The sequence below is a fragment of the Candidatus Polarisedimenticolaceae bacterium genome (assembly GCA_036275915.1).
Lineage (GTDB): Bacteria > Acidobacteriota > Polarisedimenticolia > Polarisedimenticolales > DASRJG01 > DASRJG01.
In genome coordinates, this window is record DASUCV010000011.1 from 198,242 (window position 1) to 224,987 (window position 26,746).

At 68.1% G+C, this 26,746-nt stretch carries 23 protein-coding genes; 13 read left to right on the forward strand and 10 right to left on the reverse strand.

Going from position 1 to position 26,746, the window contains the following annotated elements:
• Window positions 1-5: 5 nt before the first annotated feature.
• Genes mgtE through VFV19_10505 form a run of 3 tightly spaced genes read right to left on the reverse strand, consistent with a single transcriptional unit; the run spans window position 6 to window position 2,670 of the window.
• Window positions 6-1,385, reverse strand: coding sequence for a magnesium transporter (gene mgtE, locus VFV19_10495; protein HEX4824735.1), 1,380 nt, complete (start codon window positions 1,383-1,385; stop codon window positions 6-8).
• 14 nt (window positions 1,386-1,399) lie between these two features.
• Window positions 1,400-1,783 carry a hypothetical protein gene (locus VFV19_10500; protein HEX4824736.1) on the reverse strand — a complete coding sequence of 128 codons (384 nt, stop codon included), beginning with the start codon at window positions 1,781-1,783 and terminating at the stop codon, window positions 1,400-1,402.
• On the reverse strand, window positions 1,780-2,670 hold the full coding sequence (locus tag VFV19_10505; protein HEX4824737.1) for a DNA-formamidopyrimidine glycosylase family protein: 891 nt from the start codon (window positions 2,668-2,670) through the stop codon (window positions 1,780-1,782). The genes VFV19_10500 and VFV19_10505 overlap by 4 nt, the downstream gene beginning before the upstream one ends.
• A 107-nt stretch (window positions 2,671-2,777) precedes the next feature.
• On the opposite strand from VFV19_10505, the gene VFV19_10510 reads away from it, so the two are divergent.
• Window positions 2,778-3,158 (forward strand): PQQ-binding-like beta-propeller repeat protein, encoded by a 381-nt coding sequence (locus tag VFV19_10510; GenBank protein HEX4824738.1) that lies wholly within the window; start codon window positions 2,778-2,780, stop codon window positions 3,156-3,158.
• 94 nt (window positions 3,159-3,252) lie between these two features.
• Here VFV19_10510 and VFV19_10515 read toward each other — a convergent pair whose 3' ends face one another.
• Window positions 3,253-3,588, reverse strand: coding sequence for a DUF6176 family protein (locus VFV19_10515; protein HEX4824739.1), 336 nt, complete (start codon window positions 3,586-3,588; stop codon window positions 3,253-3,255).
• Entirely contained in the window at window positions 3,588-4,652 is a 1,065-nt protein-coding gene (locus VFV19_10520; GenBank protein ID HEX4824740.1) for an L-threonylcarbamoyladenylate synthase, read from the reverse strand. The genes VFV19_10515 and VFV19_10520 overlap by 1 nt, the downstream gene beginning before the upstream one ends.
• Before the next feature lie 35 nt (window positions 4,653-4,687).
• Here VFV19_10520 and VFV19_10525 point away from each other — a divergent pair, with 35 nt between their 5' ends.
• Entirely contained in the window at window positions 4,688-5,629 is a 942-nt protein-coding gene (locus VFV19_10525; GenBank protein HEX4824741.1) for a metallophosphoesterase, read from the forward strand.
• Window positions 5,630-5,722: 93 nt separating this feature from the next.
• Here the strand turns inward: VFV19_10525 and VFV19_10530 are convergent, their stop codons facing one another.
• The 4 genes from VFV19_10530 to VFV19_10545 form a co-directional block, all read right to left on the reverse strand.
• A complete protein-coding gene (locus tag VFV19_10530; protein HEX4824742.1) occupies window positions 5,723-6,367 on the reverse strand; it encodes a response regulator transcription factor in 645 nt (214 codons plus the stop codon).
• Between the two features lie 67 nt (window positions 6,368-6,434).
• Window positions 6,435-9,473, reverse strand: a complete 3,039-nt coding sequence (locus VFV19_10535) for a two-component regulator propeller domain-containing protein (protein HEX4824743.1) — start codon at window positions 9,471-9,473, stop codon at window positions 6,435-6,437.
• On the reverse strand, window positions 9,457-10,923 hold the full coding sequence (locus VFV19_10540; GenBank protein HEX4824744.1) for a TIM44-like domain-containing protein: 1,467 nt from the start codon (window positions 10,921-10,923) through the stop codon (window positions 9,457-9,459). The genes VFV19_10535 and VFV19_10540 overlap by 17 nt, the downstream gene beginning before the upstream one ends.
• Window positions 10,920-11,540 carry a hypothetical protein gene (locus tag VFV19_10545; GenBank protein HEX4824745.1) on the reverse strand — a complete coding sequence of 207 codons (621 nt, stop codon included), beginning with the start codon at window positions 11,538-11,540 and terminating at the stop codon, window positions 10,920-10,922. The genes VFV19_10540 and VFV19_10545 overlap by 4 nt, the downstream gene beginning before the upstream one ends.
• A gap of 48 nt (window positions 11,541-11,588) precedes the next feature.
• Between VFV19_10545 and VFV19_10550 the strand changes: the two genes are divergently transcribed.
• The 11 genes from VFV19_10550 to VFV19_10600 all read left to right on the forward strand — a co-directional run bounded on the left by VFV19_10550 (window position 11,589) and on the right by VFV19_10600 (window position 25,754).
• Window positions 11,589-12,092, forward strand: a complete 504-nt coding sequence (locus VFV19_10550) for a histidine phosphatase family protein (GenBank protein HEX4824746.1) — start codon at window positions 11,589-11,591, stop codon at window positions 12,090-12,092.
• A 37-nt stretch (window positions 12,093-12,129) separates the two neighbouring features.
• On the forward strand, window positions 12,130-12,654 hold the full coding sequence (locus VFV19_10555; GenBank protein ID HEX4824747.1) for a 3-hydroxyanthranilate 3,4-dioxygenase: 525 nt from the start codon (window positions 12,130-12,132) through the stop codon (window positions 12,652-12,654).
• A gap of 3 nt (window positions 12,655-12,657) precedes the next feature.
• Window positions 12,658-13,686 carry an amidohydrolase family protein gene (locus VFV19_10560; protein ID HEX4824748.1) on the forward strand — a complete coding sequence of 343 codons (1,029 nt, stop codon included), beginning with the start codon at window positions 12,658-12,660 and terminating at the stop codon, window positions 13,684-13,686.
• A 2-nt stretch (window positions 13,687-13,688) separates the two neighbouring features.
• On the forward strand, window positions 13,689-14,975 hold the full coding sequence (kynU, locus tag VFV19_10565) for a kynureninase (GenBank protein HEX4824749.1): 1,287 nt from the start codon (window positions 13,689-13,691) through the stop codon (window positions 14,973-14,975).
• Window positions 14,972-16,276 carry an NAD(P)/FAD-dependent oxidoreductase gene (locus tag VFV19_10570; protein ID HEX4824750.1) on the forward strand — a complete coding sequence of 435 codons (1,305 nt, stop codon included), beginning with the start codon at window positions 14,972-14,974 and terminating at the stop codon, window positions 16,274-16,276. The genes kynU and VFV19_10570 overlap by 4 nt, the downstream gene beginning before the upstream one ends.
• 5 nt (window positions 16,277-16,281) lie before the next feature.
• Window positions 16,282-17,055 carry a tryptophan 2,3-dioxygenase family protein gene (locus VFV19_10575; GenBank protein ID HEX4824751.1) on the forward strand — a complete coding sequence of 258 codons (774 nt, stop codon included), beginning with the start codon at window positions 16,282-16,284 and terminating at the stop codon, window positions 17,053-17,055.
• 104 nt (window positions 17,056-17,159) lie between these two features.
• Window positions 17,160-17,855, forward strand: a complete 696-nt coding sequence (locus VFV19_10580; GenBank protein ID HEX4824752.1) for a fatty acid desaturase — start codon at window positions 17,160-17,162, stop codon at window positions 17,853-17,855.
• Entirely contained in the window at window positions 17,792-18,472 is a 681-nt protein-coding gene (locus tag VFV19_10585; protein ID HEX4824753.1) for a cyclase family protein, read from the forward strand. The genes VFV19_10580 and VFV19_10585 overlap by 64 nt, the downstream gene beginning before the upstream one ends.
• Window positions 18,473-18,526: 54 nt before the next feature.
• Window positions 18,527-22,504, forward strand: a complete 3,978-nt coding sequence (locus VFV19_10590) for an FG-GAP-like repeat-containing protein (protein HEX4824754.1) — start codon at window positions 18,527-18,529, stop codon at window positions 22,502-22,504.
• Between the two features lie 63 nt (window positions 22,505-22,567).
• On the forward strand, window positions 22,568-23,122 hold the full coding sequence (locus VFV19_10595) for an ECF-type sigma factor (GenBank protein HEX4824755.1): 555 nt from the start codon (window positions 22,568-22,570) through the stop codon (window positions 23,120-23,122).
• Window position 23,123: 1 nt separating this feature from the next.
• The gene (locus tag VFV19_10600) at window positions 23,124-25,754 is read left to right on the forward strand and encodes a protein kinase (GenBank protein ID HEX4824756.1); all 2,631 of its coding nucleotides are present in this window, start codon (window positions 23,124-23,126) and stop codon (window positions 25,752-25,754) included.
• On the opposite strand, the gene VFV19_10605 is transcribed toward VFV19_10600, so the two are convergent.
• On the reverse strand, window positions 25,751-26,728 hold the full coding sequence (locus VFV19_10605) for a tetratricopeptide repeat protein (GenBank protein HEX4824757.1): 978 nt from the start codon (window positions 26,726-26,728) through the stop codon (window positions 25,751-25,753). The two genes, VFV19_10600 and VFV19_10605, sit on opposite strands and share 4 nt — an antisense overlap.
• Window positions 26,729-26,746 lie beyond the last annotated feature (18 nt).

Consider the following 26,746-nt stretch of genomic DNA (forward strand, 5'->3'; position numbering starts at 1 on the left):
TGGGGCTACAGCAGCGTGCCACGCAAGATCACGATACCGACGCTGAAGTAGATGACGAGGCCCGTGACGTCGACGAGCGTGGCGACGAAGGGAGCGGAAGAGGTCGCTGGGTCGAAACCGAGTCGGCGAAGGACGAACGGCAGCATCGAGCCTGCGAGCGTTCCCCACAGAACGATCCCGATAAGCGCGAGACCGACCGTCAATGCCACGAGCAGCCAGTGGGGGCCGTAGAGATTCGAGAAAAACGACCAAACCGTGATGCGGAGGAAGCCGATCGTACCGAGGATGCCGCCGAGGGCGAGGCCGGAGAAGACCTCGCGCCGCGCCACGCGCCACCAGTCGCGGAGCTTCACCTCTCCAAGCGCAAGCGCGCGAATGACCAAGGTCGATGCCTGCGATCCGGAGTTCCCGCCGCTCGAGATGATGAGGGGGACGAACAGCGCCAGGACGACCGCCTTCGCGATCTCCTTCTCGAAGAAGCCCATCGCGGTCGCCGTCAGCATCTCTCCGAGGAACAGGATCACGAGCCAGCCCGCCCGCTTCCTCACGAGCCGGGCAAGAGAGATCTCCATGTAGGGCTCTTCCAGCGCCTCGGAGCCGCCGACCCGCTGGATTTCCCTCGTCGCCGCTCTCTCGGCCACCTCGAGGACGTCGTCGATCGTCACGATGCCGATCAAGACGCCCGCCGAGTCCGTGACCGGAAGCGCCTTGAGATCCTGCTGCTGGAACACCTGCACGGCATCCCGCTGGCGATCCGTCGCCTTGAGTGCCACGTAGCGGTAGTCCATGAGATCGGAGACCTTGGCGGTGAGCGGCGCCAGCAGGAAGCTGCGGATCCGGATGTCGTCGATCAGGATGCCCTTCTCGTCGACGACGTAGATCAGGCTCAGCGTCTCGCTGTCATGACCGCGCTCGCGCACGTGATCGAGAACCTGTTGCACCGTCCAGTCGGCCCGCACGGCCACGTAGTGGGCGGTCATCAGGCGCCCGACGCTGTCCTCGGGGTAGCCGAGCATCCTGACGGCGTCGGCACGCTCCTTCGGCGTCAAGAGCTCGAGGAGCTGCTTCGTCGCGCTGGCGGGCATCTCCTCGAGAAGCAGCGTGCGATCGTCGTCCGGCATCCGATCGAGGATCGCCGTGACGTCATCTCTCGCCATTGCCTTGAGCAACCGTTCTTGCTGGTACGGCGCCAGGTAGCTGAACGTCTCGGCCGCGACCTCGCGAGGCAGGATGCGGAACAGAACGACTTCGTCCTCTCTTGACGCGTCGTCCAGCAGCTCCGCGATGTCGCGCGGCGGCCAGTTCTTGACCGCCTCTCTGCATGCGGCGTAATCGCCCTTGCGCAGGACCGCTTCGAGCTCTCTTTTCGTCTGCTGAACCGCCATGATCGATTCTCCCGTCAGTCCAGAGTGCCTCCCCGTCGCATTCTCCACAGTCCGCGTACGGAGAGGATCATCGTGACACCGCCGAGCGCGCCGAGCGCCCAGAGCGTCCAGACGAAGAAGAAGCCGCCGGGGGACGCGGCGTGCTCGGGATAGTGCGTGCCCCTCATGTGAATCACCGGCATGCCTGCCGCGAGCAATCCCACGACGAACATGATGACGTGCCCGGTTCGAGTCCTGGCGAGCACGAGAGTGCTGTAGAGGAGGACCGCCAGGACGACGAGCGCGGTGTTCGAGGACTCGGCCTTCGAGATCCCGCGGACGATGTCGTCGGTCACATGAAGCGTGAGCAGGAGGAGTGAAAGGAGGGACGTGATCCTCAGCAGATTGTTGTTGGTCATCCGCGCTCCAGTTCGTCGAGCGTCTTCGGCCAGTCCTTTCCGAGGAGACGCGACATCGCCCGATCGGCGAGAAGGCGTCCACCGGTTTGACACCGCGCACAATAGTTCGCCTCGTTCTCGGCGTAGACGATACGCTGGACGGGTGAGCCGCATGCGGGGCACGGCTGCCGGAAGCGGCCGTGGACGGCCATGCCGGGCCGAAACGCGGTGACTTTCTCGGGGAACTTTCCGGCGGCTTCGGCGGTCAGGCGATCGCGCCAACCGATGAGTGTGTCGCGCACCGCGATCTGGAGGCGTGCGATCTCGGCGTCGTCGAGGTTGCGCGTGAGCTGGGCGGGGGAGAGGCGCGCGGCGTGGAGGATCTCGTCGGAGTAAGCGTTGCCGATGCCGCTGAAGATCGAGGGGTCGGTGAGCGCGCGCTTCAATGTCCGGTTCTCGCGCGTCAACGCGGCGCGGAACTGCGCGGGTGTGGCGTCGAGCGGCTCGATGCCGCCGCGCGCGAGGTCTTGGAGCGCTTGCTCGCCCCGCACCAGGTGGAGCGAGGCGCGCTTCTTCGAGCCCGCTTCGGTGAGCGTGAGCGTGCCCGCCGAGAAGTCGAAGGCGGCGAGCGCGACCTTGCCGGCCAGGGCGGCGCCCTTGTCCTTCCAGTGAAGACGGCCGGCGATCATCAGGTGGATGGCGAGGAAGAGGTTGTCGTCCAAGACGATGACGACGCGCTTGCCGAGGCGCCGGACGCCGTGGACGCGCTGACCTTCCGCTTCTCGTATCGGCGGCGTGACCGAGCGGAGCAGGAACGGGCTCTTGAGCCTGATGCGCTCGAGCGTGGCGCCGTCGACGCGCGCGGCCAGAGCGGCGACGTAGACGTCGACGTCCGGCAGCTCGGGCATCAGCGCGATTTCCAGGAATTCATGGCGCAACAGACTCAAGCACTGTCAGGGCCGCGTCAAGTAACAGGAACTTAACCGTTAGAACGAGGAGGCTTTCGAACGCCGCAATGCCCCGCGCCGTACCCTCGATCCAGGCAGCACAAAGGGGGATCCGATGGAACAGCGCAACGCGATCTTCGTCGGCATTCGAGGTTCTGGCGCTCGACCCAGCGACGGGTTCTGTAGCGTGGCGAACGTTTCTCAAGGGCGGCTCGTTCGTCAACGTCACGTTCGACGGGCAGAGAGTCGTGGCCGCGACGAAGGGCGAGGTCTTCGCCCTCGATCCCGCGACGGGTCACATCCTCTGGAACAACCGGCTCGAGGGAATGGGATTAGGGTTCGTCACGATTGCCGGGGCGGGGCAAGTGCCAGCGATGGCGCAGATTCAGAAGAACAGAGACGACGCCGGGGGCGCGGCGGCAGGAATGGCTGCGGCGGCCGGGAGCTAGGCCACCGACTCGAGCACGGTCGTCTGGGAGAGCCAGCTCGTGCCTTGGCACGCGAGCTCCTCGGCGCGAGGGAGTTGCTCGTCGTCGCTTGGCCCTAGCCGCGGTCTCGGTGGTTCACAGCGACATCGTAGGCGGGGTGAAGTCCGAGGGATTCACCCAAACACTCGTCCATCACGGAACAGTGCTGCTGATCGATAGCGTGTTGTGAGTCACGGAAGGCTTCCTTGGCGCGATCGATGCTCTCCGCCTCAACGGCGTACACAAGAAGTGGCCCTTCCCTGGTGGGAATGATGTAGGCCTGCTCCGCCCGAACCGTCTCCGCCTCAAAAGTCACCCGAACCTCTTCGGCTCTCGCGTTGAGCTCCGCAAGCCATGCGCGAAGGCGCGCTTCCTTTCCAGGCTTGATGCGACGAATGCTGACTCGCAGCATCAGTGCGACGCTCTCCTCAGCCGATCCGAGATCGCGAGGGCGAGTCCCTCCTGGCCCTGCGGCGGGTAGGCAAGGATCGCGGAGACGTCGCCCGCGTCGAGCTCGCGCAGCATCGTGAAGAGGTTGCGGGCGGCTTCTTCGAGGTCGCCGGACTGGGTCAATGCGCGCGTGACGACCGGCAACGCGTAGCGCTTCTCGGCCTCGGCGGCCGCCTTCGCGACGGCTTTGCCATCGGCGAAGACGCCGATCAGACCGAGGTTCGTGGCGCCGCGGGGCAGGGCGTCGGGACCCGGGGCGATGAAGAGCGGCGTGCGAGGCGCGTAGTGCACCTCGCTCATGCCGGGCGAGGGCGCGGGCTTGCCGGCAGCGGGGGCGGTCGCTTGCGCAAGGCGGACGTGCGCGGCCGCTTCGATCGCCTCGGCGGCGATGCCACCGGGACGGAGGAGCGTGAGCGCGCCGCTCGGGCTGATCGCGACGACGGTCGATTCGACGCCGACGGTGCAGGCGCCTCCGTCGAGCACGATGCCGACGCGCTCGCCGAGCTCCTCGACGACATGCGCGGCGGTCGTGGGGCTGATGCGGCCGAAGCGGTTCGCGGACGGTGCGGCGAGCGGGATCTCGGCAGCCTTGAGGAGCGCCTGCGCGACGGGATGGCTGGGCATGCGGATGGCGACGGTGTCGAGGCCGCTCGTCACGAGGTCGGGGATCTTCTTGCCGCGCGGGAGGACGAGGGTGAGCGGGCCGGGCCAGAACTTCCTCAAGAGGACGTCGGCGCGCTCTCTCGCCAGCTGGGGGAGCCCCTTCACGCTGACGACGCCGATGTCCTCGAGGCCACCGAGGACCTCTCGCTCGAGCGGGCCTTCGGGGCGGACGACGTGGACGATGAGCGGGTCGAAGCTGGGGCGCTCCTTTGCGGCGAAGATGCGGGCAACGGCGGCGGCGTCGAAGGCATTGGCGGCGAGGCCGTAAACCGTCTCGGTCGGAAGGCCGATCAGCTCGCCGCGGCGCAGGGCGTCGGCCGCGCGGCGCACGTTGTCGGCGGTCGGTGTGAGGATGGTGGCCACGATGCGTCCCCCGGAGGCTCGCCATAATAGCGGCCATGCGCCGCCGGGTCCTGGCACCGCCCGTCCACGCCGCCCTCGATCCGCCGCATCCGGCTGCGCCGACGCCGCGCGCTCACTTCGATCCGAAGCAGGGATGGTTCCGGAAGATCGAGCGCGCGACCAGCCTCTTCCTGAGCCGGCACATCTGGCAGCTCATCCCGGGGATGAGGATTCCGTACGGGGTGATCCTCTCCCGGTACTTCACCGTGTCGGAGGCGGAGGTGCCGGTCCCGGGGCTGCCGGCGGCGTTCGATCGCCTGCGCGTGCTGTTCGTCTCGGACATCCATGCAGGACCGTTCCTGTCCCGCGACCTGCTGTGGCAGGTGGTCGACGAGCTCGCGGGGCTCCACGCGGATGTCGTCATCCACGGCGGGGACATCGCGACCTCGAACGTACGCGAGGTCGCGGCGCACGTAGCGACGCTGATGCGGTTACGCGCGCCCCTCGGCGTCTACGGCGTGCTCGGGAACCACGACCACTACACGCACGATCTCGATGGCTTGACGGGGCTGCTCGAGTCGTGCGGCGTGCGGATGCTCGACAACACGGCGGTCGCGCTCGAGCGCGACGGGGCGCGCATCGCCTTGGCGGGAATCGACGACTGGAACGTTGGAGCGCCCGATCTTCCGGGGGCCTTGGCCGAAGCGGCGCGCGTCGCGCCCGGAGCGCCGGTGATCTTGGCGTCGCACAACCCCGACGCCTTCTTCGACGCCGCTGCGCGCGGCGTGTCGCTCGTGCTCTCTGGTCATACCCACGGCGGGCAGGTGCGGATCCCCGGGCGGCCGGTCTTCGTGAGGATGAGCCGCTACCGTCTCGACGAGGGGCGTTATTACAAGGATGCGGCGCAGCTCATCGTCAGCCGCGGCGTCGGCGTCTCGGGCATCCCGCTGCGCCTGTGGTGCTCGCCCGAGGTGCTGCTCGTGACTTTGAGGAAATGAGGGGACAGCTACCGAATTTCGCACTGGTGTTCCCGGCTAGACGAGTTTCATGGGCCGCATCGGAACAGTGTAAGGAAAATACGGTGACTGTCCCTAACTGAGGATTCCCGCCCGCAACGCGGCGAGCACCGCTTCCGACTTCGAGTGGACGTGGAGCTTCTCGTAGATGTTGCGGATGTGGAAGCGGATCGTGTCGACCGAGAGGTCGAGCTTCGCCGCGGCGGTCTTGTAGACGTGGCCCTCGGCGAGAAGCTTCAAGACCTCGACCTCGCGCGGCGAGAGGTTGTGGCCGGCGGTTGACGGGGGCGGGGCGACGCGCTGGAACATTTCGACGACCTTGCGCGCGATCTCCGGGGACATCGGGGCGCCGCCGCCCTGGACCTCGCGTAGGGCGTCGAGGAGCTTCCCGGGCGGCGTGTCCTTCAAGAGGTAGCCGCAGGCGCCGGCGCAGATCGCTTCGAAGACGTGCTCGTTGTCGGCGTACACCGTGATCATGAGGATCTGCATCGACGGGTGCTGTGCCTTCAATCGGCGCACGCCTTCGATGCCGGACATCCCGGGAAGGCCGATGTCGGCGAGGACGAGGTCGACCGGCTTCGATTCGATTGCCGGCAGAGCTTCTTCCATCGATCCGTACGCGCCCGCGATCTCGAAATCGCCGGTGCCGCCGACGAGCGCCCTCAGCCCTTCGCGCAGCGCGCGCTGGTCCTCGACGATCGCGACCCTTGCCCGGCTCATGCCGACCTCGTTGAGGTCACGCTACGGCGGGCGGGTGGTCGCAGCAACCGCATCGTCATGTAGGTCTTCAAACCACATCGCCGCGGAGCGGAACGTCGAGGCGGACCGTCGTGCCCTTTCCCGGAGCACTCTCCACGGTGAAAGCGCCGCCCAACGCCTCCGCGCGATGCTTCAGGTTGCCCAGCCCGCGACCGCCCGTTGCGGTGCCCACCTCGAACCCCCGCCCGTCGTCGGCGACGCTCAAGAGGAGCCGGCGGTGCGCGAGGGTCATCGTGACGGTCACGCTCGAAGCGCCGGCGTGCCTCGCGGCGTTCGCCAGCGCCTCCTTGACGGCGAGGAAGAGATGGCGGCGACGGTCGGGCGGGAGCTCGATCCTCTCGATCGTCTCCGTGGGCGGCGCCTCGAACGCCACGCGCACGCCTTCGGCTTCGAGGAGATTGAACGCGACCTGCCGCAAGCGCTGCACGAGGTCGGCGAGGCGGTCCCGGCGCGGGTCGATCGCCCACACGATATCGCTCATCGAATCGCGGAGGCCGCGGGCGAGCTCGGCCGCCTGGCCGAGGAGCGGCGCGCTCTCGGCGTCGGCGCGGCGCTTCGCGACCTCGGCGAGGACCGCAATCTCCACGAGCCCCGATCCCATGTCATCGTGGAGGTCGGTCGCGATCTGACGGCGGATGCGCTCCATCGCCATCAGTCTGCGGACGCGCAGCTCGTGGCCGCCGAACACCGCCGCCGCGATCGCGAGCGCCACCAGCGCCAGGAACCAGCCACGCCGCCAGAACGGCGGCAAGATGCGGAAGCTCACCGACGCCGCGTCCTCCGCGGCGACACCCTCGGGCGAGACCGACCGCACCCGGAAGCTGTAGCGCCCCGGCCCGAGATTCGCGTAGTTCACCTGGCGCGCGTCGGACGGCTTCGACCACGCGCTGTCCGCGCCCTCGAGGCGCGTCTCGTAGCGGAGGCCGCGCTCCGCCTCGAACCCCACCGCGACCCACGAGAAGGCGATCGTGTTCCGCGGCCACGGGAGCGACAGCTCGCCGAGGCGCCGCGTCCCCGACTCGGGCAGTTCGAGCTCGACCCCCGAGATCGCGACACGGCTGACGTACGCCGCGGGCGGGCGCGACGCCGTGCGCTCGGTGCGCGGGTCGAGCACGCTGATGCCGCCGTTCGTCGAGATCCAGAGCCGGCCGCGATCGTCCGAGAGGATGTCGTTGACGATCGCCCCCGCGAGCCCGTCCGCCGGGCCGAAGTGGCGGATGCGTCCCGTCTCGGGATCGAGGCGGTCGAGCCCGCGTGCGGTGCCGACGTAGATGCGTCCTGCATCGTCCTCGCCGAGAGCCCACACCGTGTCGCTCGAAAGACCGTCCTGCACCGTCCAGTTCGCGAAGCGCGGCGTCCGTGCTTCGGGCTGGTCGGTCATCGAGAGGCCGAGGTTCCGGTGTCCGAGCCAGACGCGGCCGCGCTTGTCCTGAAGGAGCGTGCGGACCTGCGTGTCGGGCAAACCGGGAGAATTCGAGAGGCTCGCGATGGCGCCGTCCTTGAGCCGGCCCAGATAGTTGTACGACGAGACCCACAGCGTTCCCGCGCGGTCGCGGAGGACCCTGCGTGCCAGCCACTCGGCAGGCGGCGAGGGAAGCGGCACAGTCACGACGGCGGGGCGCTCTCCCTCACGCGGCGTGATCTCGGTGAGCATCCGCGGCCCCTGACCGAGCACCACGCTGCCGTCCCGGTCGCGAAAGACTCCCATCACCAGCGTGTCCGGGTCCGGGATGCCGTCGGCGGTGGTCAGGTGCCGCAGGCGGTCAAATCGCAGCTCCGGGCCCTCGGTGAAGTAGAGTCCGGTCCCGATGCCGATCCACCAGTCGCCGTGCTTGTCTTGGGCCAGACAGATGTTGCGCATCGACGCCGCGTCCGAGCCGGGGAGCCGATGCGCGCGGCCGTTCTCGATCTCGACGACCCCTGCGCGATCGGTCGCCGCGTAGATGTGGCGGTCCATCGACTCGACGACGAAGAGGACGTTGCGGTCGGTCAGCCCGTCCGCGGTCGTGAAATTGACGAGTCCGCCGCGCGGCAGCTTCGCGAGCCCACCGTTGTGCGTCCCGATCCAGAGGTTGCCGTCGCGATCGATCGTCAGCGTGCGGATCTTATCGTCGGGGAGTCCCTGCTCGGTCGTGAACGGCATCGCGCTGCCGTTGCGCCATCGGATCAGCCCGCGGTAGGTCGCGACCCAGAGCGTGCCTTCGCCGTCCTCGGCGACCATGCGGACGTAGTTGTCCGGACCGAGGTTGAGCGGCGCGCGGCGCCAGACGTCCTCGGGGATGCCGGGGCCCTTCGGCGTGAACCGCCAGAGCTGATCGCCGGTCGAGACCCAGAGCCCACCCTCGTTCGCGAGCACGACGTTCCACATGTCGCCCGACGATTCCCTCGGCAGGCTATGGCGCACCGGCGCTCCATCACCGATCTCCCAGACAGTGGTTAGCCCGTCGCCCGCGAAGACGCGGCCGCGCGGCTCGACGGCGAAGAGCTGCGGCCAGGAGACGTCAACCCCGGGAAGCACGGCGACGAAGACCGGCTCGCCCGCGTCGAGATCGGCGCGGTAGATGCCGGCGCGCGTCGCGCACCAGAGCCGGTTCTTCGCGTCGACCGCGACCGCGCCGATCGAGTCGGCGCCGTCGGCGGCCGCGACGTGATAGGTCGCGAACTTCTTCCCGGGCGCCGCGCGCTTGGCGGGATCGTCGATGAGGCGCGCGAGGCCGGAGTTGAAGGTCCCGAACCACAGTCCGCCGCCGCGATCTTCTGCGATCGCGGAGACGAGCGAGCCCGGCAGCCCGTCGTGCGTGTTGAAGTTCGTGAACTCGTACCCGTCGAAGCGGCTGATCCCGTCCCACGTCGCGACCCACAGATCGCCGCGGCGCGCCTGCAGGATCGCGGTGATACGACTGTTCGAGAGCCCTTCCGGTACGTCGTACACGCGCAGCGGAAGCGTTTCGGCGTGCGCAGCGCCGGCGATCGAGAACGCGAGCGCGAGGGGGATCAGAGGGGACAGCTTCCGAAACTCCGAAGCCCGAGTTTCGGAAGCTGTCCCCTCTTCATCCCGCGTACGCATCGTCCTGTTCGATACGCGACGCGACCCAGTCAAGCGAGTCGCCTTCGAGCTTCGAGCCGCACGAGGGGCACACCGTCGCACCGCCGGAGGCGGGCAGCGCGGCGCCGCAGGTCGGGCAGCTCGTCAGCGGGGCGATGCTTCCGGGGACCGCCCGCAGGAAGGTCCAGTACTCGGAGAACATCGTGGAACGCGAGCGGTCGCCGCCCACGATCTTCCCGTGCGCGTCCTCGGTCCAGTCGCGCGCCGAGGCATAGATCCTCACGGTGACCGCGTCGTAGAAGGCGTCGGCGTCGATCTTCGCGACGACGACGCTCGAGACCGCCGCATCGTCGACGTGGTTGACGAGCCCGAACGCGCGGTAGCGCTCCATCCAGAAGCGGTGGGACTGGAAGAGAGCGTCGGTCTCGTACGGGCGCGCGTCCTCCCATGTCCGGCTCGACCACGCCTTCTGGAGCGCGAGGAACGCGGCGCGCACGCGCGCCTCGAACGCGCTCCAATCGTGGCCGGGGTACTTTCCTTCGAGCGTCCGCTTCGCGGCGGGCAGGCGTGGGTCGAAGACGATCGGGCGGTCGGTGCCGCTCTCCACGCCGTCGCCGTCGGCGAGCGACAATTCCGGCGCCGTCAGCGGGCGGCGGTCGCCGTACGGGATCGCACCGACCTCCCACTGCGTGGCGCCGCCGACACGGACGCCGCCGCAGCTCGGGCAGGTCCCGTCGGACTTCGGCTCGAGCGTCGAGCCGCATCCCGCGCACCCCAGGGCGCGCATCCGCGCCGGCACGGGCGAGCGCACACCGGCCTTGCGGCGGAACGTCCAGATCTCGGCGGTCAGGATCTGCGCTCGCGCTCCTCCGCGCGTCTCGGTCATGTTCGCCTCGAAGCGCACGTCGAGCCGCACGAAGCCGGTCTCGGTCGAGGCCTGGGTGACCTTGACCGCTCCGATGACGACGTCGTCGACCGCGTCGAGGCCCTGGCGGTCGGCGAAGAGCGTGTCGATCGCCGCCGCGCTCATCCACGGTGCCAGCGGCTCGCGGCTTCCCTTGCCGCGCAGCTCGTGCGCCCGCACGTAGACGAGCTGCGCGAAATCGAGGAAGACCGGCTCCGAGAACATCGGATCGGTGGCGCGCACCGGCGTGAGGTTCACCGGCCCTTCGCGCCGCGGTGCTGCGAGCGGATAGACGGTCGGCCGCTCGGCGACTCCCGACCGGAACGTCCCCGCGCGCGACGCGCGCGAGAGGACGACGAGGATCAGGATGACGAGCGGGATCCCGAGCAGCGGGTGACTGAAGACGAGCCACAGAAGGATGCGGACGAGGCCGAAGACGAGACCGAAGTCGCCGCCTCCGCCGTGATCGCCTCCTCCGCCGGAATAGCCGCCGCCTCCGCCGACGCGCGCGGCGGCGGCCGTGACGCTCAGGACGAGGACGGCGATTCCGGGAAGGCGCCGGATCAATTGAAGATCCGCGGCGCGTCGGGCGACTCGTTCTTGTCGTGACCTTCCGCGGGGAGCCGCTCGCGGAGGATCGCTCCCAGCGCGGCGATGCCGCGCAGGAGGTCGTCGGTCGTGCGCAAGCGGTCCAGGTCGGTCGCTCCCCATTTCACGTCGCGGAGCAGGGCGATCGGCACCCGCCCCTGGAGACCGAGGTCGGGAACGATCGCGGCCCGCTCTTCGAGGAGCGAGACGTAGATGAGAAGACCGGTGCGCCCGCTCGTGCCGTGCACCGCTTCGGCGAGGAAGTGCTCGGCGGCGGCGCGCTCGACGTGGCGCTTCGCCCGCGCGGCCGGGATCAGCGCGCGCACGAGCGGGGGGAGGCGGTGGGCGATCCAGGCGGCGACCACGAACGCGAGCGGCACCTCGATCGCGACCGCCGCGGGCCGGAGCGAAATGGGCGCGAAGAGGGCGACGAGGAGGGTGGCCGTCGCGGCGGCGGCCCCGACCGTGAGCGCGGTGTCGAGGTACGAGCCGGACCGCGAGGCGACGACGACGATCAGCTCGGCGGAGGTTCCCCGCTCCGCCGCGCGGACGGCGCGCTCCACCGCCTCCGAGAATTCACGATCGGTCTTGATCATCGCCCCGACCCTTTTTCCACCGGGCGCCGGGGAGTGTACATTCGAGCCGTGAAATCGATTCTCCTGATGCGCCACGCCAAGTCCGAGACCGGAGCGCCCGATCAATCCGACTTCGACCGCGCGCTGGCCCCCCGCGGGCGGCACGATGCCGAGCGCATGGGGAAGGCGATCGCCAAGCTCGATGCGGTCCCCGACGCGGTCGTCTCGTCGACGGCGGTCCGTGCCAAGGAGACCGCGGAGATCGCGTCACAGGCGATGAGGTGGAAAGGGGCGCTCAAGACCGTCTCGCGGCTGTACAACGCCGACGGCGACGCGTGGCTCCAGACCCTGCGCGAGCTGCCGGCGTCCGCCAGCTCGGCCATCGTCGTCGCCCACAGTCCCGGCATCGAGGAAGCGGCCGGCCTTCTGTGCGGCGCCCCGTCGCGCGCCTTCGACGTGCCGACCGGTGCGGTGCTTCTCTTCGCCGCCGAGATCGATCGGTGGAACGAGCTGCGGCCCGGCGATGCGGTGCTCGAGGGATTCCTCCGCCCCAAGGCGGTCGCCGCGCTCTAGCGGGCCGGCGCGCTAGAATCGCCCCGGAGGACCGGACATGGCGCTCTCCGCGTTCAATCTCAAGCACTGGATCGACGAGCACCGGCACCTGCTGAAGCCGCCGGTCGGCAACCAGCTCGTCTTCAAGGACGCCGAGTTCCAGGTGATGATCGTCGGCGGCCCGAACGCCCGGAAGGACTACCACATCGAGGACGGCGAGGAGCTGTTCTACCAGCTCGAGGGGACGATCGTCGTCAAGATCATCGAGGACGGGAAGCCGCGCGACATCGTGCTCCGCGAAGGAGACATCTTCCTGCTCCCGCCCGGCATCCCGCACTCCCCGCAGCGGCCGGCGGGAACGGTCGGCATGGTCGTCGAGCGGATGCGCGCCGAGAAGGAGATCGACCACCTCACGTGGTTCTGCGAGAGCTGCGGCAACCTGCTCTACGACGCCCAATTCCACTGCAAGGATCTCGCGACCGAGCTGAAGCCGATCATCGAGCGGTTCTTCGCCGACGAGCACATGAGAACTTGCAAGGCATGCGGCACCGTCATGCAGCCGCCGGCGCCGGCGAAGGCCTGACGTTTGCCCGATCGCCGCCTGAAGGTCGACCTTCACACGCACATCCTCCCCGAGCACCTGCCGGACCTCACCGAGCGGTACGGGACGCCGGGGTTCATCCAGCTCGACCATCACGCGCCGGGTTGCGCGCGGATGATCCTGGACGGTGCGCTCTTCCGCGAGATCCAGGACAACTGCTGGGACCCCAGGCGGAGGCTCGAGGAGTGCACGTCGACCGGCGTCGACGTCCAGGTGCTCTCCACGGTGCCGGTGATGTTCAACTACTGGGCGAAGCCCGAGCACACGCTCGACCTCGCGGCGCTCCTGAACGATCACGTCGCGTCGGTCGTGGCGCAATCGCCGCACCGCTTCGCCGGCCTCGGGACGCTGCCGATGCAGAGCACGGAGCTCGCGATCTACGAGCTCGAGCGCTGCACGAAGGACCTGAAGCTCGCCGGCGTGCAGATCGGCACGCACGTCAACGGGTGGAGCCTCGATCAGCCCGAGCTGTTCCCGATCTTCGAGGCGGCGGCCGATCTCGGCGCGTGCGTCTTCGTCCACCCGTGGGACATCCTCGGCAAGGAGCGGATGACGAAGTACTGGCTCCCGTGGCTCGTCGGGATGCCCACGGAGACGTCGCTCGCGATCTGCTCCGTGATCTTCGGCGGCGTGCTCGAGCGGCTGCCCAAGCTGCGGATCGCCTTCGCGCACGGCGGCGGCTCGTTCCCCGGCACCGTCGGCCGGATCCAGCACGGCTTCGCGTCGCGTCCCGATCTCTGCGCGGTCGACAACGCCGTTGCGCCGCGCGACTACCTCGGCCGGTTCTACGTCGACTCCCTCGTCCACGATCCCGAGGCGCTGCGCTACCTCGTCCGCCTGATCGGTGCCGAGCGCGTCGCGATGGGCTCGGACTATCCGTTCCCGCTCGGCGAGGCGATGCCCGGCGCGCTCATCGAGTCGATCGCCGAGTTCGACGACGCCACGAAGGACCGGCTCCTCGCCGGCACGGCGCTCGAGTTCCTCGCCGCCCCGCGCGAGCGGTTCCAGGTCTGACGATGCCGCCGGTCTATGAATCGTCGGAGGAGTTCGCTAAACGCCTGGACGAGCGCGATCCGCTCGCCAGGTTCCGCGAGCGCTTCGAGATCCCGCCGGTCCTCTACGTGAACGGCAACTCGCTCGGCCTCATGCCCAAGGCCGCACGGACGCGCGTGATCCAGGAGCTCGACGATTGGTCTCGCCTCGGCGTCGAGGGTCACTTCCAGGCGAAGACGCCTTGGTTTTCGTACCACGAGATCTTCCGCGAGAGCGGGGCCGCGCTCGTCGGCGCGCGTCCCGGCGAAGTGGTCATGATGAACGGGCTCACCGTCAACCTTCATCTCATGATGGCGAGCTTCTACCGGCCGGATGCGAAGCGGCACAAGATCCTGATCGAGGACGGCGCCTTCCCGTCCGACACCTACGCCATGGAGTCGCAGCTCGCGGTCCACGGCTTCGATCCCGTGGAGGGGTTGATCCGGCAGCGGCCGCGTGACGGCGAGACCACCCTCCGCACCGAGGACGTCGTCGCCACGATCGAGGCGCGCGGGGACGAGATCGCGCTCGTCCTCCTCCCCGGCGTCCAGTACTACACCGGCCAGCTCCTCGACATGCCGGCGATCACCGCCGCCGCGCAGGCGCGCGGCTGCATCGCCGGCTGGGACCTCGCGCACGCCGCCGGGAACGTTCCGCTCGCGCTCCACGACTGGAACGTCGACTTCGCCGTCTGGTGCTCCTACAAGTACCTGAACGCCGGGCCGGGGGCGGTCGGCGGCTGCTTCGTGCACGAGCGTCACGGCGCCGACGCGAAGCTCCCGCGTCTCGCGGGCTGGTGGGGGAACGATCCGGCGACACGCTTCCGCATGGATGCCGAGCGCACCTTCGTGCCGCGCGCGGGCGCCGACGGCTGGCAGCTTTCGAATCCGCCGATCCTCGCCATGGCGCCTCTCGCCGCCTCGCTCGAGATCTTCTCCGAGGCCGGTATGCAGTCGCTGCGGACGAAGTCGCTCGCGCTGACCGGCTACCTCGAGTGGCTGATCAGAGGGGACAGCTTCCGAAACTCCAGAGGAGTTTCGGAAGCTGTCCCCTCTTTCGAGTTGATCACGCCGAGCGATCCGGCGGCGCGCGGGTGCCAGCTCTCGCTCCGTGTCCTCGACGAGCCGAAGATCGTGCTCCGCGCCCTCGAGGCGGCGGGTGTCGTCGCCGACCACCGGCCCCCCGACGTCATCCGCGTCGCCCCGGTGCCGCTGTACAACACCTTCCACGAAGTCTGGCGGCTCGCTCGGGTCCTGGCCGGGGCCGCATGAGATCGGTGACCGTCGTCGGCGCCGGCCTCGGCGGATCGCTCATGGCGGTTCTCCTGGGCCGCGCGGGCCACCGCGTGCGCGTCTTCGAGCGGCGTCCCGACCCGCGGAAGACGAGCGCGGGGCGCGGGCGCTCGATCAACCTCGCGATCTCGACGCGCGGCCTCGCGGGCCTCGAGCGCGCCGGCCTGATGCGCGAGCTGCTCGAGGTCGCGATCCCGATGCGCGGCCGGATGGTCCACGGTCCGGACGGCACGCTCGCCTTCCAGCCGTACGGCCACGAGGCGCACCACGTCATTCATTCGGTCTCGCGCGCCGGACTGAACAAGCTCCTCGTCGAGGCGGCCGAGGCGATGCCGAACGTCGAGGTCGTCTTCGCGAAGCGCTGCGTCGACGTCGATCTCGCCGCCGGGCGCTGCACCTTCGACGATGCCTCGGTAGCCGAAGCCGACCTCGTCGTGGGAGCGGACGGCGCCTACTCCGAGGTTCGTCTCGCGCTCCAGAAGAGCGACCGGTTCGACTACCGGCAGGACTACCTCGAGTTCGGCTACAAGGAGCTGACGATCCCGGCGAAGAACGGCGAGTTCGCGATGGAGCCGAACGCGCTCCACATCTGGCCGCGCGGCGGCTTCATGATGATCGCGCTCCCCAACGTCGACCGCTCCTTCACCTGCACCTGCTTCTGGCGTTTCTCCGGACCGAACTCGTTCTCGGCGCTGACCACCGCACCCGAGGTGCGGGCGTACTTCGAGCGCGTCTTCCCCGACGCCGTGCCGTTGATGCCTGCGCTCGAGGAAGACTTCGTCTTGAACCCCGTGGGCTCGCTCGTCACCGTACGCTGCGCGCCGTGGCGGTTCGAGGGCCGCGCCGTGCTCCTGGGCGATGCGGCGCATGCGATCGTGCCGTTCTACGGGCAGGGGGCCAACGCCGCGTTCGAGGATTGCATCGTCCTCGACGAGTGCCTCGCGGCCCGGCCCGGCGACGTCGCGGCCGCGCTCGCCGACTACGAGAGCCGCCGCAAGGTCCACGCCGACGCCGTCGCCGACCTCGCGCTCGCGAACTTCGTCGAGATGCGCGACAAGACTGCGTCGAAGGCGTTCCTCCTCGGCAAGAAGCTCGAGAAGCTTCTGGCGCGCGTGTTCCCCGGCCGGTTCGTGCCGCTCTACTACATGGTGTCGTTCAGCCGCGTGCCCTACGCCGACGCGGTCCGCCGCGCGGCGCTCCAGTGGCGCATCCTGCGCTGGGCCGCGGCGGCCGCCGCCGTCGTGCTCGTCGCGCTCGTCCTGTCGCTCCTCCTGAGGTGAGGCCCATGCCCGAGCTCACGTACGCCAGCTACCTCCACATCGAGCGCCTGCTCGACCTCCAGGAACCTCGCTCGACCCCGGCCGAGCACGACGAGATGCTCTTCATCGTCATCCACCAGGTCTTCGAGCTGTGGTTCAAGGAGATGCTCCACGAGATCGAGAAGGCGAAGGCGGACTTCAGCGCGGGCGACACGTTCGGCGCGATCCACACCTTCAAGCGCCTCCGCACGATCATGAAGACGCTCGTCGGCCAGCTCGACATCCTCGAGACGATGACGCCGATGTCGTTCTCGGCGTTCCGCGACCGCCTCGACACCGCTTCCGGGTTCCAGTCGTTCCAGTTCCGCGAGCTGGAGTTCGTCCTCGGCCTGAAGCGCCCCGAGATGCTCCGCTTCGCGGCGTCGCCCCACGCGAGGGCGTTGCTCGAGGCGCGCCTCCAGGCGCCCTCCCTCATCGATCACTTCTACGAGTTCCTCGAGCGCCACGGCGTCGCGATTCCGTCGTCGCAGCGGGGCAATGACGCCCATCCTCCGAGCCTGGAGATCCAGAGCGGTCTCCTCCATCTCTACAAGACTCGTCCGGAATTGGCGATCCTCTTCGAGTCGATGACCGATCTCGACGAGGGGTTCCAAGAATGGAAGTACCGCCACGTGAAGCTCGTGGAACGCACGATCGGCAACAAGAAAGGCACCGGCGGATCTTTGGGTGTGGAGTTCTTGAAGCAAAGTCTCTTTCGCCCGGTGTTCCCGGACTTATGGGCGATCCGGCACGAGTTGTAGAGGACTCGACGTGGGCCGCTCGAACCTCTATCCTTATTCCCGACGGTAGCCCGTTCTTTTTCCGCGAGGTGATGGTGCTGATCTCGTTTTTAATCGCGTTGGGTGTGTCGCTCATCGTCCTCCAGGTCATGGTGTTCAGCACCACGATCTATCTCCACCGCGGCATCACGCACCGCGCCGTCATTTTCAACCCGGTGATCGCCTGGCTGTTCCGCCTCGCCGTGTGGCTCACGACGGGGATCATCCCGCGCGAGTGGGTGGCGGTACACCGCAAGCACCACGCGCACACCGAAGAAGACGGCGATCCGCACAGCCCGAAGCTCCTGGGTTTCTGGAAGGTCCAGCTCGGGAACGTCTATTACTACATCAAGGAAGCGCGGAACCCCGAGACGGTCTCCACGTTCGCCAAGGACCTCCAGAAGTCCGACTTCTGGGACAAGATCGCGTTCAACAACGGTCTCCTCGGGATGGCGGTCGGCACCGGCCTCCTCTGCCTGACGCTCGGCTTCTGGTGGGGGATCTTCGCGGCGACGTTCGCCGGCTTCAGTTACGTCTTCGTCCTCTCGTCGTCGATCAACGGCCTCTGCCACGCGTTCGGCTACAAGAACTTCGACAACACCGCGGGGAACTTCCGCTCGGTGGCGCTCCTCACCGGGGGCGAGGGGCTGCACAACAACCACCACGGCCACCCTCGCATGGCGAAGTTCAGCGTCAAGGCGTCGGAGATCGACCCCGCGTGGCCCGTGATCCGCTCGCTCGAGCTCATGGGGCTCGCGAAGGTCGCCAAGGCGACTGCCTAATCGTCTACGACATCACGCCGCCGGTCTCGACGGCCCTCGGCGTCTGGCCGGGCGACACGCCGCCTTCGCGCGAGGTCCTCCTCGACATGCGGCGCGGCGACAACATCACCCTCTCGACCCTGCACGCCACCGTGCACCTCGGCGCCCACGCCGACGCGCCGTCGCACTACGGCAAGGACGCCGCCGCGATCGACGAGCGTCCGCTCGACTTCTACCTGGGCCCGTGCCGCGTCGTGCACATCCCGGTCGCGCGAGGCACGAAGATCACGCCCGAGATGGTCCCCGGTGACCTCCGCGCCGAGCGGATCCTCGTCGCGACCGGCACCTTCCCCGATTCCGAGCGCTGGAACGCCGACTTCGCCGCCTTCGCCCCGGAGACGGTCGACCTGCTCCACGAGCGCGGCGCGCGCCTCGTCGGGATCGACACGCCGAGCGTCGACCTCCAGGACGCCAAGGAGCTGGTCGCGCACGCGCGCTTCCTCGCCCACGACATGGCGATCCTCGAAGGGCTCGTCCTCGACCGGGTCCCCGAGGGGGAATACGAGCTCATCGCGCTGCCCCTGCGCCTGGTGGGGTTCGACGCCAGCCCGGTAAGGGCGATTCTCAGGAGTCTTTAGCGACCCTGGCGGCTCTTCCCTGCCGATTGCGATTACTCCGGCAGGGAGGAAGCCATGCGCTCCATCACGTTCGCCGCCGTCGCCCTGTCATCGATCCTGCCCGCACTCTCGGCGGCGCCGCCGCCCTCGAGCTGGATCGATGAAGCGGAAATGCGCCTGCAGCAGCGCGAGTACGAGATCACCTCGGTGCAGGGGACTTGGCAAGCCCCCAACCACGCGCAGGGGTTCCGGACGTCATTCGACGAAACAGGTATCCACCTCGTCCCTCGCGACGAATCGGCGAGCCGATGGGAGATGGGACTGACGCTGGCAGCCACCGGGCGGCCCTCGTCGCTCGCGGCTCCCGCCACCGCGACGTCACAGGTGGACGGCGCACGAATGATCTACGTGCGCGGAGAAATCCACGAGTGGTACGTCAACGATCCCGACGGGCTGGAGCAGGGATTCACGATCGCCGCCCCTCCCGAAGGAACCCGCGGCACCTTTGTGATCGACCTCGCGTTGTCGGGCACACTGGAGCCCCTGAAATCCAGAGGCGACGGCGCGATCGCGCTGGGTGTGCCCGGCGGCGAAGCCTTGTTGCATTACACGGATCTCAAGGTGACCGACGCGCGTGGGAACGAGCTGCCGGCCCATCTCGGTCCTTACTCGCACACCGGGCACTTGGGAATCCGGCTTTCCTTCGATGACACGGGTGCGACCTATCCGGTCACGGTCGACCCTCGTATCAAGTTCGTCAGCAACGCGACGTGGCAACAGGGAAGCGGGCAGTCGGCTTCGTGGTTCGGCTACTCCGTGTCGACGGCGGGCGACGTCAACGGCGACGGCTATTCCGACGTGATCATCGGCGCTCCTCTTTACGACAACGGGCAGGACGGCGAAGGGCGCGCGTACCTTTACCTGGGGGGTCCGAACGGTCTCGCGACAACACCCGCCTGGACCGCCGAGAGCGATCAGATACAAGCCAACTTCGGCTGGGTGGTCGCCGCCGCTGGCGACGTGAACGGCGACGGTTACGCCGACGTGATCGTCAGTTCGCCGGGATGGAACAACGGGTCCGGGAAGGTGTGGGTCTACTACGGACAGCCCGGAGGGCTTCCCGCTGTCGCTTCATGGACCAAAGAGGGGGCGCAGCTCTTCGGCGCGTTCGGCAATTCCGCCGCGACCGCAGGGGACGTCAACGGCGACGGCTACGCCGACGTGATCATCGGCGCGCCGTCCGAGGCGAACGGCCAATCGCTCGAGGGTCGCGCCTACGTCTTCCTGGGCAGCGCTTCCGGCCTGGCGGCGAACGCGGCCTGGACCGCCGAAAGCAATCAAGCCAACGCGGACTTCGGCGTCTCGGTGGCGACCGCCGGTGACGTGAACGGCGACGGGTACGACGACGTGATCATTGGCGCCGACCAGTACGACAACCCCGAGTTGAACGAGGGACGCGCGTTCGTGTACTTGGGCGGCCCCGGAGGCCTCGCGGCGTCCGCCGTCTGGACGGGCGAGTCGAACCAAGCGGGCGCGCAGTACGGCGCATCCGTGGCGACCGCGGGAGACGTCAACGGCGACGGTTACGCCGACATCATCGTGGGAGCGCCTTGGTACGACGATCCATCCGACGCCGAAGGACGGGTCTACGTCTATTACGGCGGTCCGGGTGGACCCGCAACGACCGCCGCATGGACGAAAGAGCTGGACGTCGCGGGAGCCCACTTCGGCGCGTCCGTTGCGACCGCCGGGGACGTGAACGGCGACGGCTACGCCGACGTCATCATCGGGGCGCCGCAGCACGCCACGAACGCAGGACGCGTCGTCTGCTTCGTCGGAGGACCTTCCGGACTCGCGACCGACCCGTGGTACGACCGCCAGGGGGGAATTGCCGGCGTCCTCATGGGTATTTCGGTCGGCACCGCCGGCGACGTGGACGGCGACGGATTTTCGGACCTTATCTACGGCGAGGAGGATCCGTCGAGTAACGGAAGCGCTGTCGTGGATCGCGTCTCGGCGGACCCGCCGAACAACGCCCCACAGTGGACCGGCGAGGGGAGTCAGGCGAGCGCCGGCTATGGCGTGACGGTGGCTTCCGCCGGTGACGTCAATGGCGACGGCTATTCGGATGTCCTCGTCGGCTCGTACCTCTACAGCAATGGCCAGGGACAGGAAGGGAAGGCATATCTCTACATGGGCGGCCCCAGCGGCGTCTCGACAATCGCGGCATGGAGCGTGGAGAGCAACGTCACGGCCGCTCAGCTCGGCATCGCGTTGGCCGGCGCAGGCGACGTCAATGGAGACGGCTATGCCGACGTCATCATCGCGGCGCCTGGCTCGCCGACGAATACCGTCGCGGTGTACTACGGCTCGGCAAGCGGATTACCCTTGACGCCGAGCTGGTCGCTGAACGGTCCCACGAGCTCCGGGATTTCGGTCGCCTCCGCGGGTGACGTCAACGGCGATGGATACTCGGACATCCTCGTCGGTTGGCCCTACAACTCACAGGCGGGGACATTCAACGGCCGCGTCGATCTCTACCTTGGATCCGCGTCAGGCCTCAGCGCGACGCCTGCCTGGACTCGATTCGGGAACACCGCGGGGATGGAATTCGGCTACAGCGTGGCCAGCGCAGGCGACGTCAACGGAGATGGGTTCTCCGACGTCATCATCGGTGCGCCGACATTTTCGAACGGTCAGTCGAACGAGGGAGAGGCATTCGTCTTCACCGGCTCAGCGGTCGTCGGCACCCCCCTCAATCTCCTCTGGAGCCAGGAGTCGAACATCGCGGGAGCGCAATACGGTTCCAGCGTCGCCAGCGGAGGCGACATCAATGGCGATGGATACTCCGACGTCCTCGTCGGGCAGCCATGCAATAACCCGTCGCCTGGTCCGGGACCGATCTGGTTCGGCGGGCCCGCCGGGATGACGCTCGACACCGCCTACACGAACGTCCTCTGCCAAGTGGCATCCGCAGCGGACATCGACCAGGACGGTTACGGGGACGTCCTGACGATGACGGGGATGCTGTTCGGCGCGGCTGACGGGGTCCTGCGATCGTCCGGTTGGGCACCGACGATCGGCTTTCACGTCGCGAACGTTGGTCAGCCCATCGCCTCGGCCGGGGACGTCAATGGCGACGGATTCCCGGACATCGTCGTCGGTTACAACACTCAGACCGTCGACCAGAGCAACCAGGGAACCGCGTCGGTCTACCTCGGCGGAGGGCCGGCCTCGAACGGAACCACCAAGCGGCGGTTACCCCGGCAGCTTGAATCGAATCTGACGACGCCGATCTCCCTCTTCGGGAAGTCGGATTCGCAGACCGGGTTCCATCTCGCGGCGCTCGGAGGGACGGCGGCAGGCCGATCTCGGGTCCGCCTCGTGTGGGACGTCAAACCCAGCGGAACGCCGTACAACGGGAGCGGACTCGGTTCGACTCCGGTCACCGACACCGGCGCGCCGGGTTCGGCCGGCAGCTTGGCATCGTTCAACGTCCTGGCTTCCGGTCTCGGTCACGGCTCGACCTATCACTGGCGCGTGCGCACGACGAGCGCGAACCCGTTCTTCCCGCGTACGCCGTGGATCACGGCAGTCGGGAATACGTCCACCGAAGCGAAGCTCCGCATGTCCGGCTGCATCGACAGCGACGGCGACGGTTACGGTGCCGCCAGCGATCCGTCGTGCACCTTCGCTCAAGCTGATTGCGACGACCAGAATGGGAATGTCTGGGCGGCACCCGGTGAAACCTCGAACCTGATGTTCAGCGGAAAGACGACGCTGGTCTGGAGCGCTCCGGCATCGCCTGGGGGATCCCCCACGGGGCTGAGCTACGACCTGCTTCGCTCGGGCCTCGCGGCCGACTTCTCGACAGGCTGCATCGTTTCCGGTGTGCAGAGTCCTTCGGCGACCGACACGTTCGTGCCGCCGCTCTCGTCACCGGTTTCTTACTACCTGAGCCGGGCCAGAAATGCGTGCCCGAACGGCATTGGCAGCGGCACGCTTGGAACCATGAGCGACGGCACCCCTCGCATGGGGAGTACTTGCCCATGAGTCCCTACCAAAATCGCGCAAATCGCTTGCCGGGACGCACGCAGCGGGGTAGTTTCGAGACGAGTGGGGGAGTCACTGGCGTCTCTGTTCGCCGTGGCCGAATCAGGAAATCGCTCGGCCGCCGACGCGTTGTTCAAGGCGCTCTACGCCGAGCTGCACCGGCTTGCCCGCGGGCAGCTGGCGAAAAACGCAGGCCAGCTCACGATCGGCACGACCAGCTTGCTGCACGAGGCCTACCTCGACATGTCGAAGCGCGACGGAGTGATGTTTCCCGACCGCGCACGCTTCATGGCCTATGCGTCGCGCGCCATGCGTGGCCTGATCATCGACTACGCGCGCGAGCGCAAGGCGCAGAAGCGCGGCGGCGAGTACACGCTCGTTGCGATGGAGACCGAAGGGGTCGCTCCAGGGACTGACAATCAGGAATTGACCCGGATCGGCGATGCGCTCGAGCAACTGCGAAACGTGGAGCCCGCGCTCGTTCAAGTCGTCGATCTGAAGTTCTTCTGCGGATTCTCCTTCGAGGAGATTGCGGCGATGACCGGCACCTCCGAGCGGACCGTCCAGCGTCAGTGGGAGAAGGCGCGGATCTATCTGCACGGAGCGATCAAGGGCTGACATGCCGCCGCTCAGCAACGAACGCTGGCAGATCGTCAGCCCCTATCTCGACCGCGCGCTCGACCTCCCGCGCGCCGAGCGCGCGTCGTTCCTCTCGTCCCTTCGTGCCGAGGACGAGGCGATCGCCGGGGATCTCGAGGCGCTCCTCGTCGCGCACGACGAGCTGAGCCGCGACAACTTCCTCGGCGAAGACGCGGCTCCAGCGCAGCCGGAGGCGTCACTTGCCGGCCTCGTCGTCGGCGCGTACACGCTCCGCGAGCCGGTCGGCCAGGGCGGGATGGGCACCGTCTGGCTCGCCGATCGCAGCGACGGCCGCTTCGCGGGGACGGCGGCGGTCAAGCTCCTGAACGCGAGCTTGATCGGTCACGAAGGCGAAGCTCGGTTCAAGCGCGAGGGGAATCTGCTCGCGCGGCTCAAGCACCCGCACATCGCGCAGCTCATCGACGCGGGAGTGTCGTCGCTCGGCCAGCCCTATCTGATTCTCGAATACGTCGACGGCGAGCGCATCGATGCGTACGGCGACCGGCACGGGCTTTCGATCGAAGCGCGCGTCCGCATGTTCCTCGACGTGCTCGATGCGGTGGCCTTCGCACATGCGAACCTCGTCGTTCATCGCGATCTCAAACCGGCCAACGTGCTCGTCGCCAAGAACGGACAGGTCAAGCTGCTCGACTTCGGGATCGCGAAGCTGATCGCGACGGGGGATGGCGGAGCGACCCTCACCGGCGAGGGACAGGCCGCGATGACGCCGGCCTATGCGGCGCCCGAGCAGCTGACCGGCGGCGCGATCACGACCGCAACCGACGTGTACGCGCTCGGCGTCCTCCTCTTCGTGCTGCTCACCGGACGGCATCCCACCGGGGGCGGCGGAGGCACGCCGGCCGACGTCGTCAAGTCCGTCGTCGAGAACGAGCCGCCGCGAGGGCTCATTCGCGGCGACCTCGACACGATCGTCGCCAAGGCGCTCCGGAAGAAACCCGATGAGCGGTACGCCTCGGCAGAGGCGTTCGCCGACGACATCCGGCGATTCCTGGCGCACCAGCCGATTCAGGCGCGCCCGACCTCCCTCGGCTATCGCGTCGCGAAGTTCGTCCGCCGCAATCGTCCGCAAGTCGCGGCGGCGATGATGGTCGCCTTCGCTCTCATCGCCGGAGCCGTGGGGATCGCCTGGCAAGCGCAGGAAGCGCGCCTCCAGCGCGATGCCGCGCTGGCGCAGCTCGCGCGGGCAACGGCGACCAACGAGTTCGTCGGATCCCTTCTCAGCGGGGCGGCGCCCGGAGACGGAAAGTTCACGCTGACGGAGCTGCTCGAGCGTGCCGAGGGGACGATCGACAAGCAATTCGCGCACGACGACGCGACGCGGTCGGACCTCCTGGCGACGATCGGCGGGCTCTACGCCGAGACGAGCCATTGGGACAAGGCGAAACCGCTCCTCGAGAAAGCCGACCAGGTCGCGGAGCGCATGAACGACCCTCTCGTCCGCGCTCGAGCCCTCTGCCCGCTGGCGTTCATGACGATGATCGAGGGCGGAGACGCGAAGGAAGCCGAGCGGATGATGGAGCGCGCGCTCGGCGGACTGCCGGACGGCGGACTGTACGACCCGCAGCGTGCGGAGTGTCTTCTCGTCCGGGCGCAGTTCGGGTTCATCACCGACGAAGCTCAACCGATGGTCGAAAACGCGGAGAAGGCGATCGCGATCCTGGACAGGACCCACGGCGCGTCCGCATCGGTCAAGGTCGATGCGCTGAACGCCCTCGCCCAGGGTTACTACCTGAGCCATCAGATCGGAAAGGCCGACGCGACCTACGACCTCGCGGTGAAGACGCTCGAGGCGAGCGGTCAGGAGCAGACGATCACGGCCTCCGACACCCTGAACAACTGGGGCATCCTCCACATGCGCGGCGACGTCGGCAAGTCCGTGACGCTGCTGCGCCGCGTGTACGACTTGGATCGGGCCATCGAAGGACAAGACGCGAAGCCCAGCGCATCGAACAATCTTGCCAACGCCCTTCTGCGTGCCGGCCATCCGGAAGAAGCGGGCACGCTCAGCCAGGACGGGATTCGCGTGGCGCGAGCGCGCCAGTCGGAAACCGACCAGATCGAGGGGCTGCTCCTGCTGACGGAGAGCGATCTCGATCGCGGGGAGACCGGGCGCGCGGAAGAAGACCTGCGCCAGCTGCAACCGTTCCTCGGCGGATCGCACATCAGCACGAATCGAAAAGGCGCGTTGTCGTACCTACGCGGGCGCATCGCTGCCGCTCGAGGAGACGACGCGTCGGCGATCGCCGCCTATGGTGAGGCGCTGGATTTTTTCTCGCACGCCAAGCGCCCGAACTTGCTGAAAGTGGTCACGCTGGACCGGCTCGCCCAGATCAAGCTTGCGCTTCACGACACGGCCGCGGCGCGGGATGCTGCAGGCAAGGCTCTCGATCTCGCGCGCTCGCTCGTCGACAAGGACGGGCCGTCGTTCTTCGTCGGGCTCTCTCTCCTGACGCAGGGCGACGTCGAGGCGGCGGGCGGCGATCGCGACGCCGCGAAGCGCGCCTACGAGGAAGCCGTGCGACACCTGCAAACCACGGTCGGTGCGGACCATCCTTCGACGAAGGAAGCCGTCCGCAAGTCGTCGGCTTAGCGCGGCGCGCTCGAGAGCATCTCCCTGATCTTCGGCGCCTCGGGGTCGTTCGGCTGCATCGCCAGGAATCGTTCCCAGTACGGCCGCGCCTTCGCAGGTTGCTTCAGCGTCTGGAAATAGAGGAGGCCGAGGTCGAAGTTCGCTTCGATGTCGTCGGGGTCGAGCGCGACGACGGCGAGCAGGCGCTTCTCGGCGAGCGGAAAGTCGTTGCGCGCGAGAGCGACGTTGGCCAGACCGAGCCGCGCGTGGACGTTCGTCTCGTCGAGGTTCACCGCGCGCTGGAGATGCGGCTCCGCATCCTGCGGCCGGCCGCTGGCGACGAGGACCATCCCGTATTCCTGCTCGAGCATCGACGAGCGGGGGAACGACGCGATGAGGGTCGCGTAGCGCGACGCGGCTTCGGGGAAGCGGCGCGCGAGCGCCAGCGCATGCGCATCGTCGAGCGTGCGGTAGAGCGGCGCGAAGTCCTTCGGGTCCATGCCGCCGGCCCCGAGCGGGTAGGCGCCGCCGGCGCCGACGTAGCCGAGCGAGCGGAGCGCTTCGCTCGATTCCTTCGATTCGGCGAGGTTGGGAGGATCGGGCGTTGCGGGACGGGCGGCGAGCAGGTCGAAGAGAGGCCTTTGCGCCGGCAGGCTGCGTGTCTCGCCCGGGTCGGCCACCAGGTCGTACAGCTCGCGCTTCGGGACGTCGATCGCCTTCATCTTTCCGTCAGAGAGCGCGCGGACCGGCGCAGCGCCGAACTCGAGCGCAGCGTACATCGTCTCGACGTAGGCGTTCGTCGTTCCGCCGGCCTGCTCGAGCAGCGACCGTCCGTCGAGGCCCGCGGGGACGTTGACGCCGGCGAGCGCGAGGATCGTCGGCATGACGTCGACGAGCCGCGCGGCGTCGAGCCGGCGCGGCGCGATCGTTCCGGGGGCCGAGACGATGAGCGGCACGCGCGCGGTCGCGTCGTAGACGAAGAGGCCGTGCGTCAGCTCGCCGTGATCGCCGAG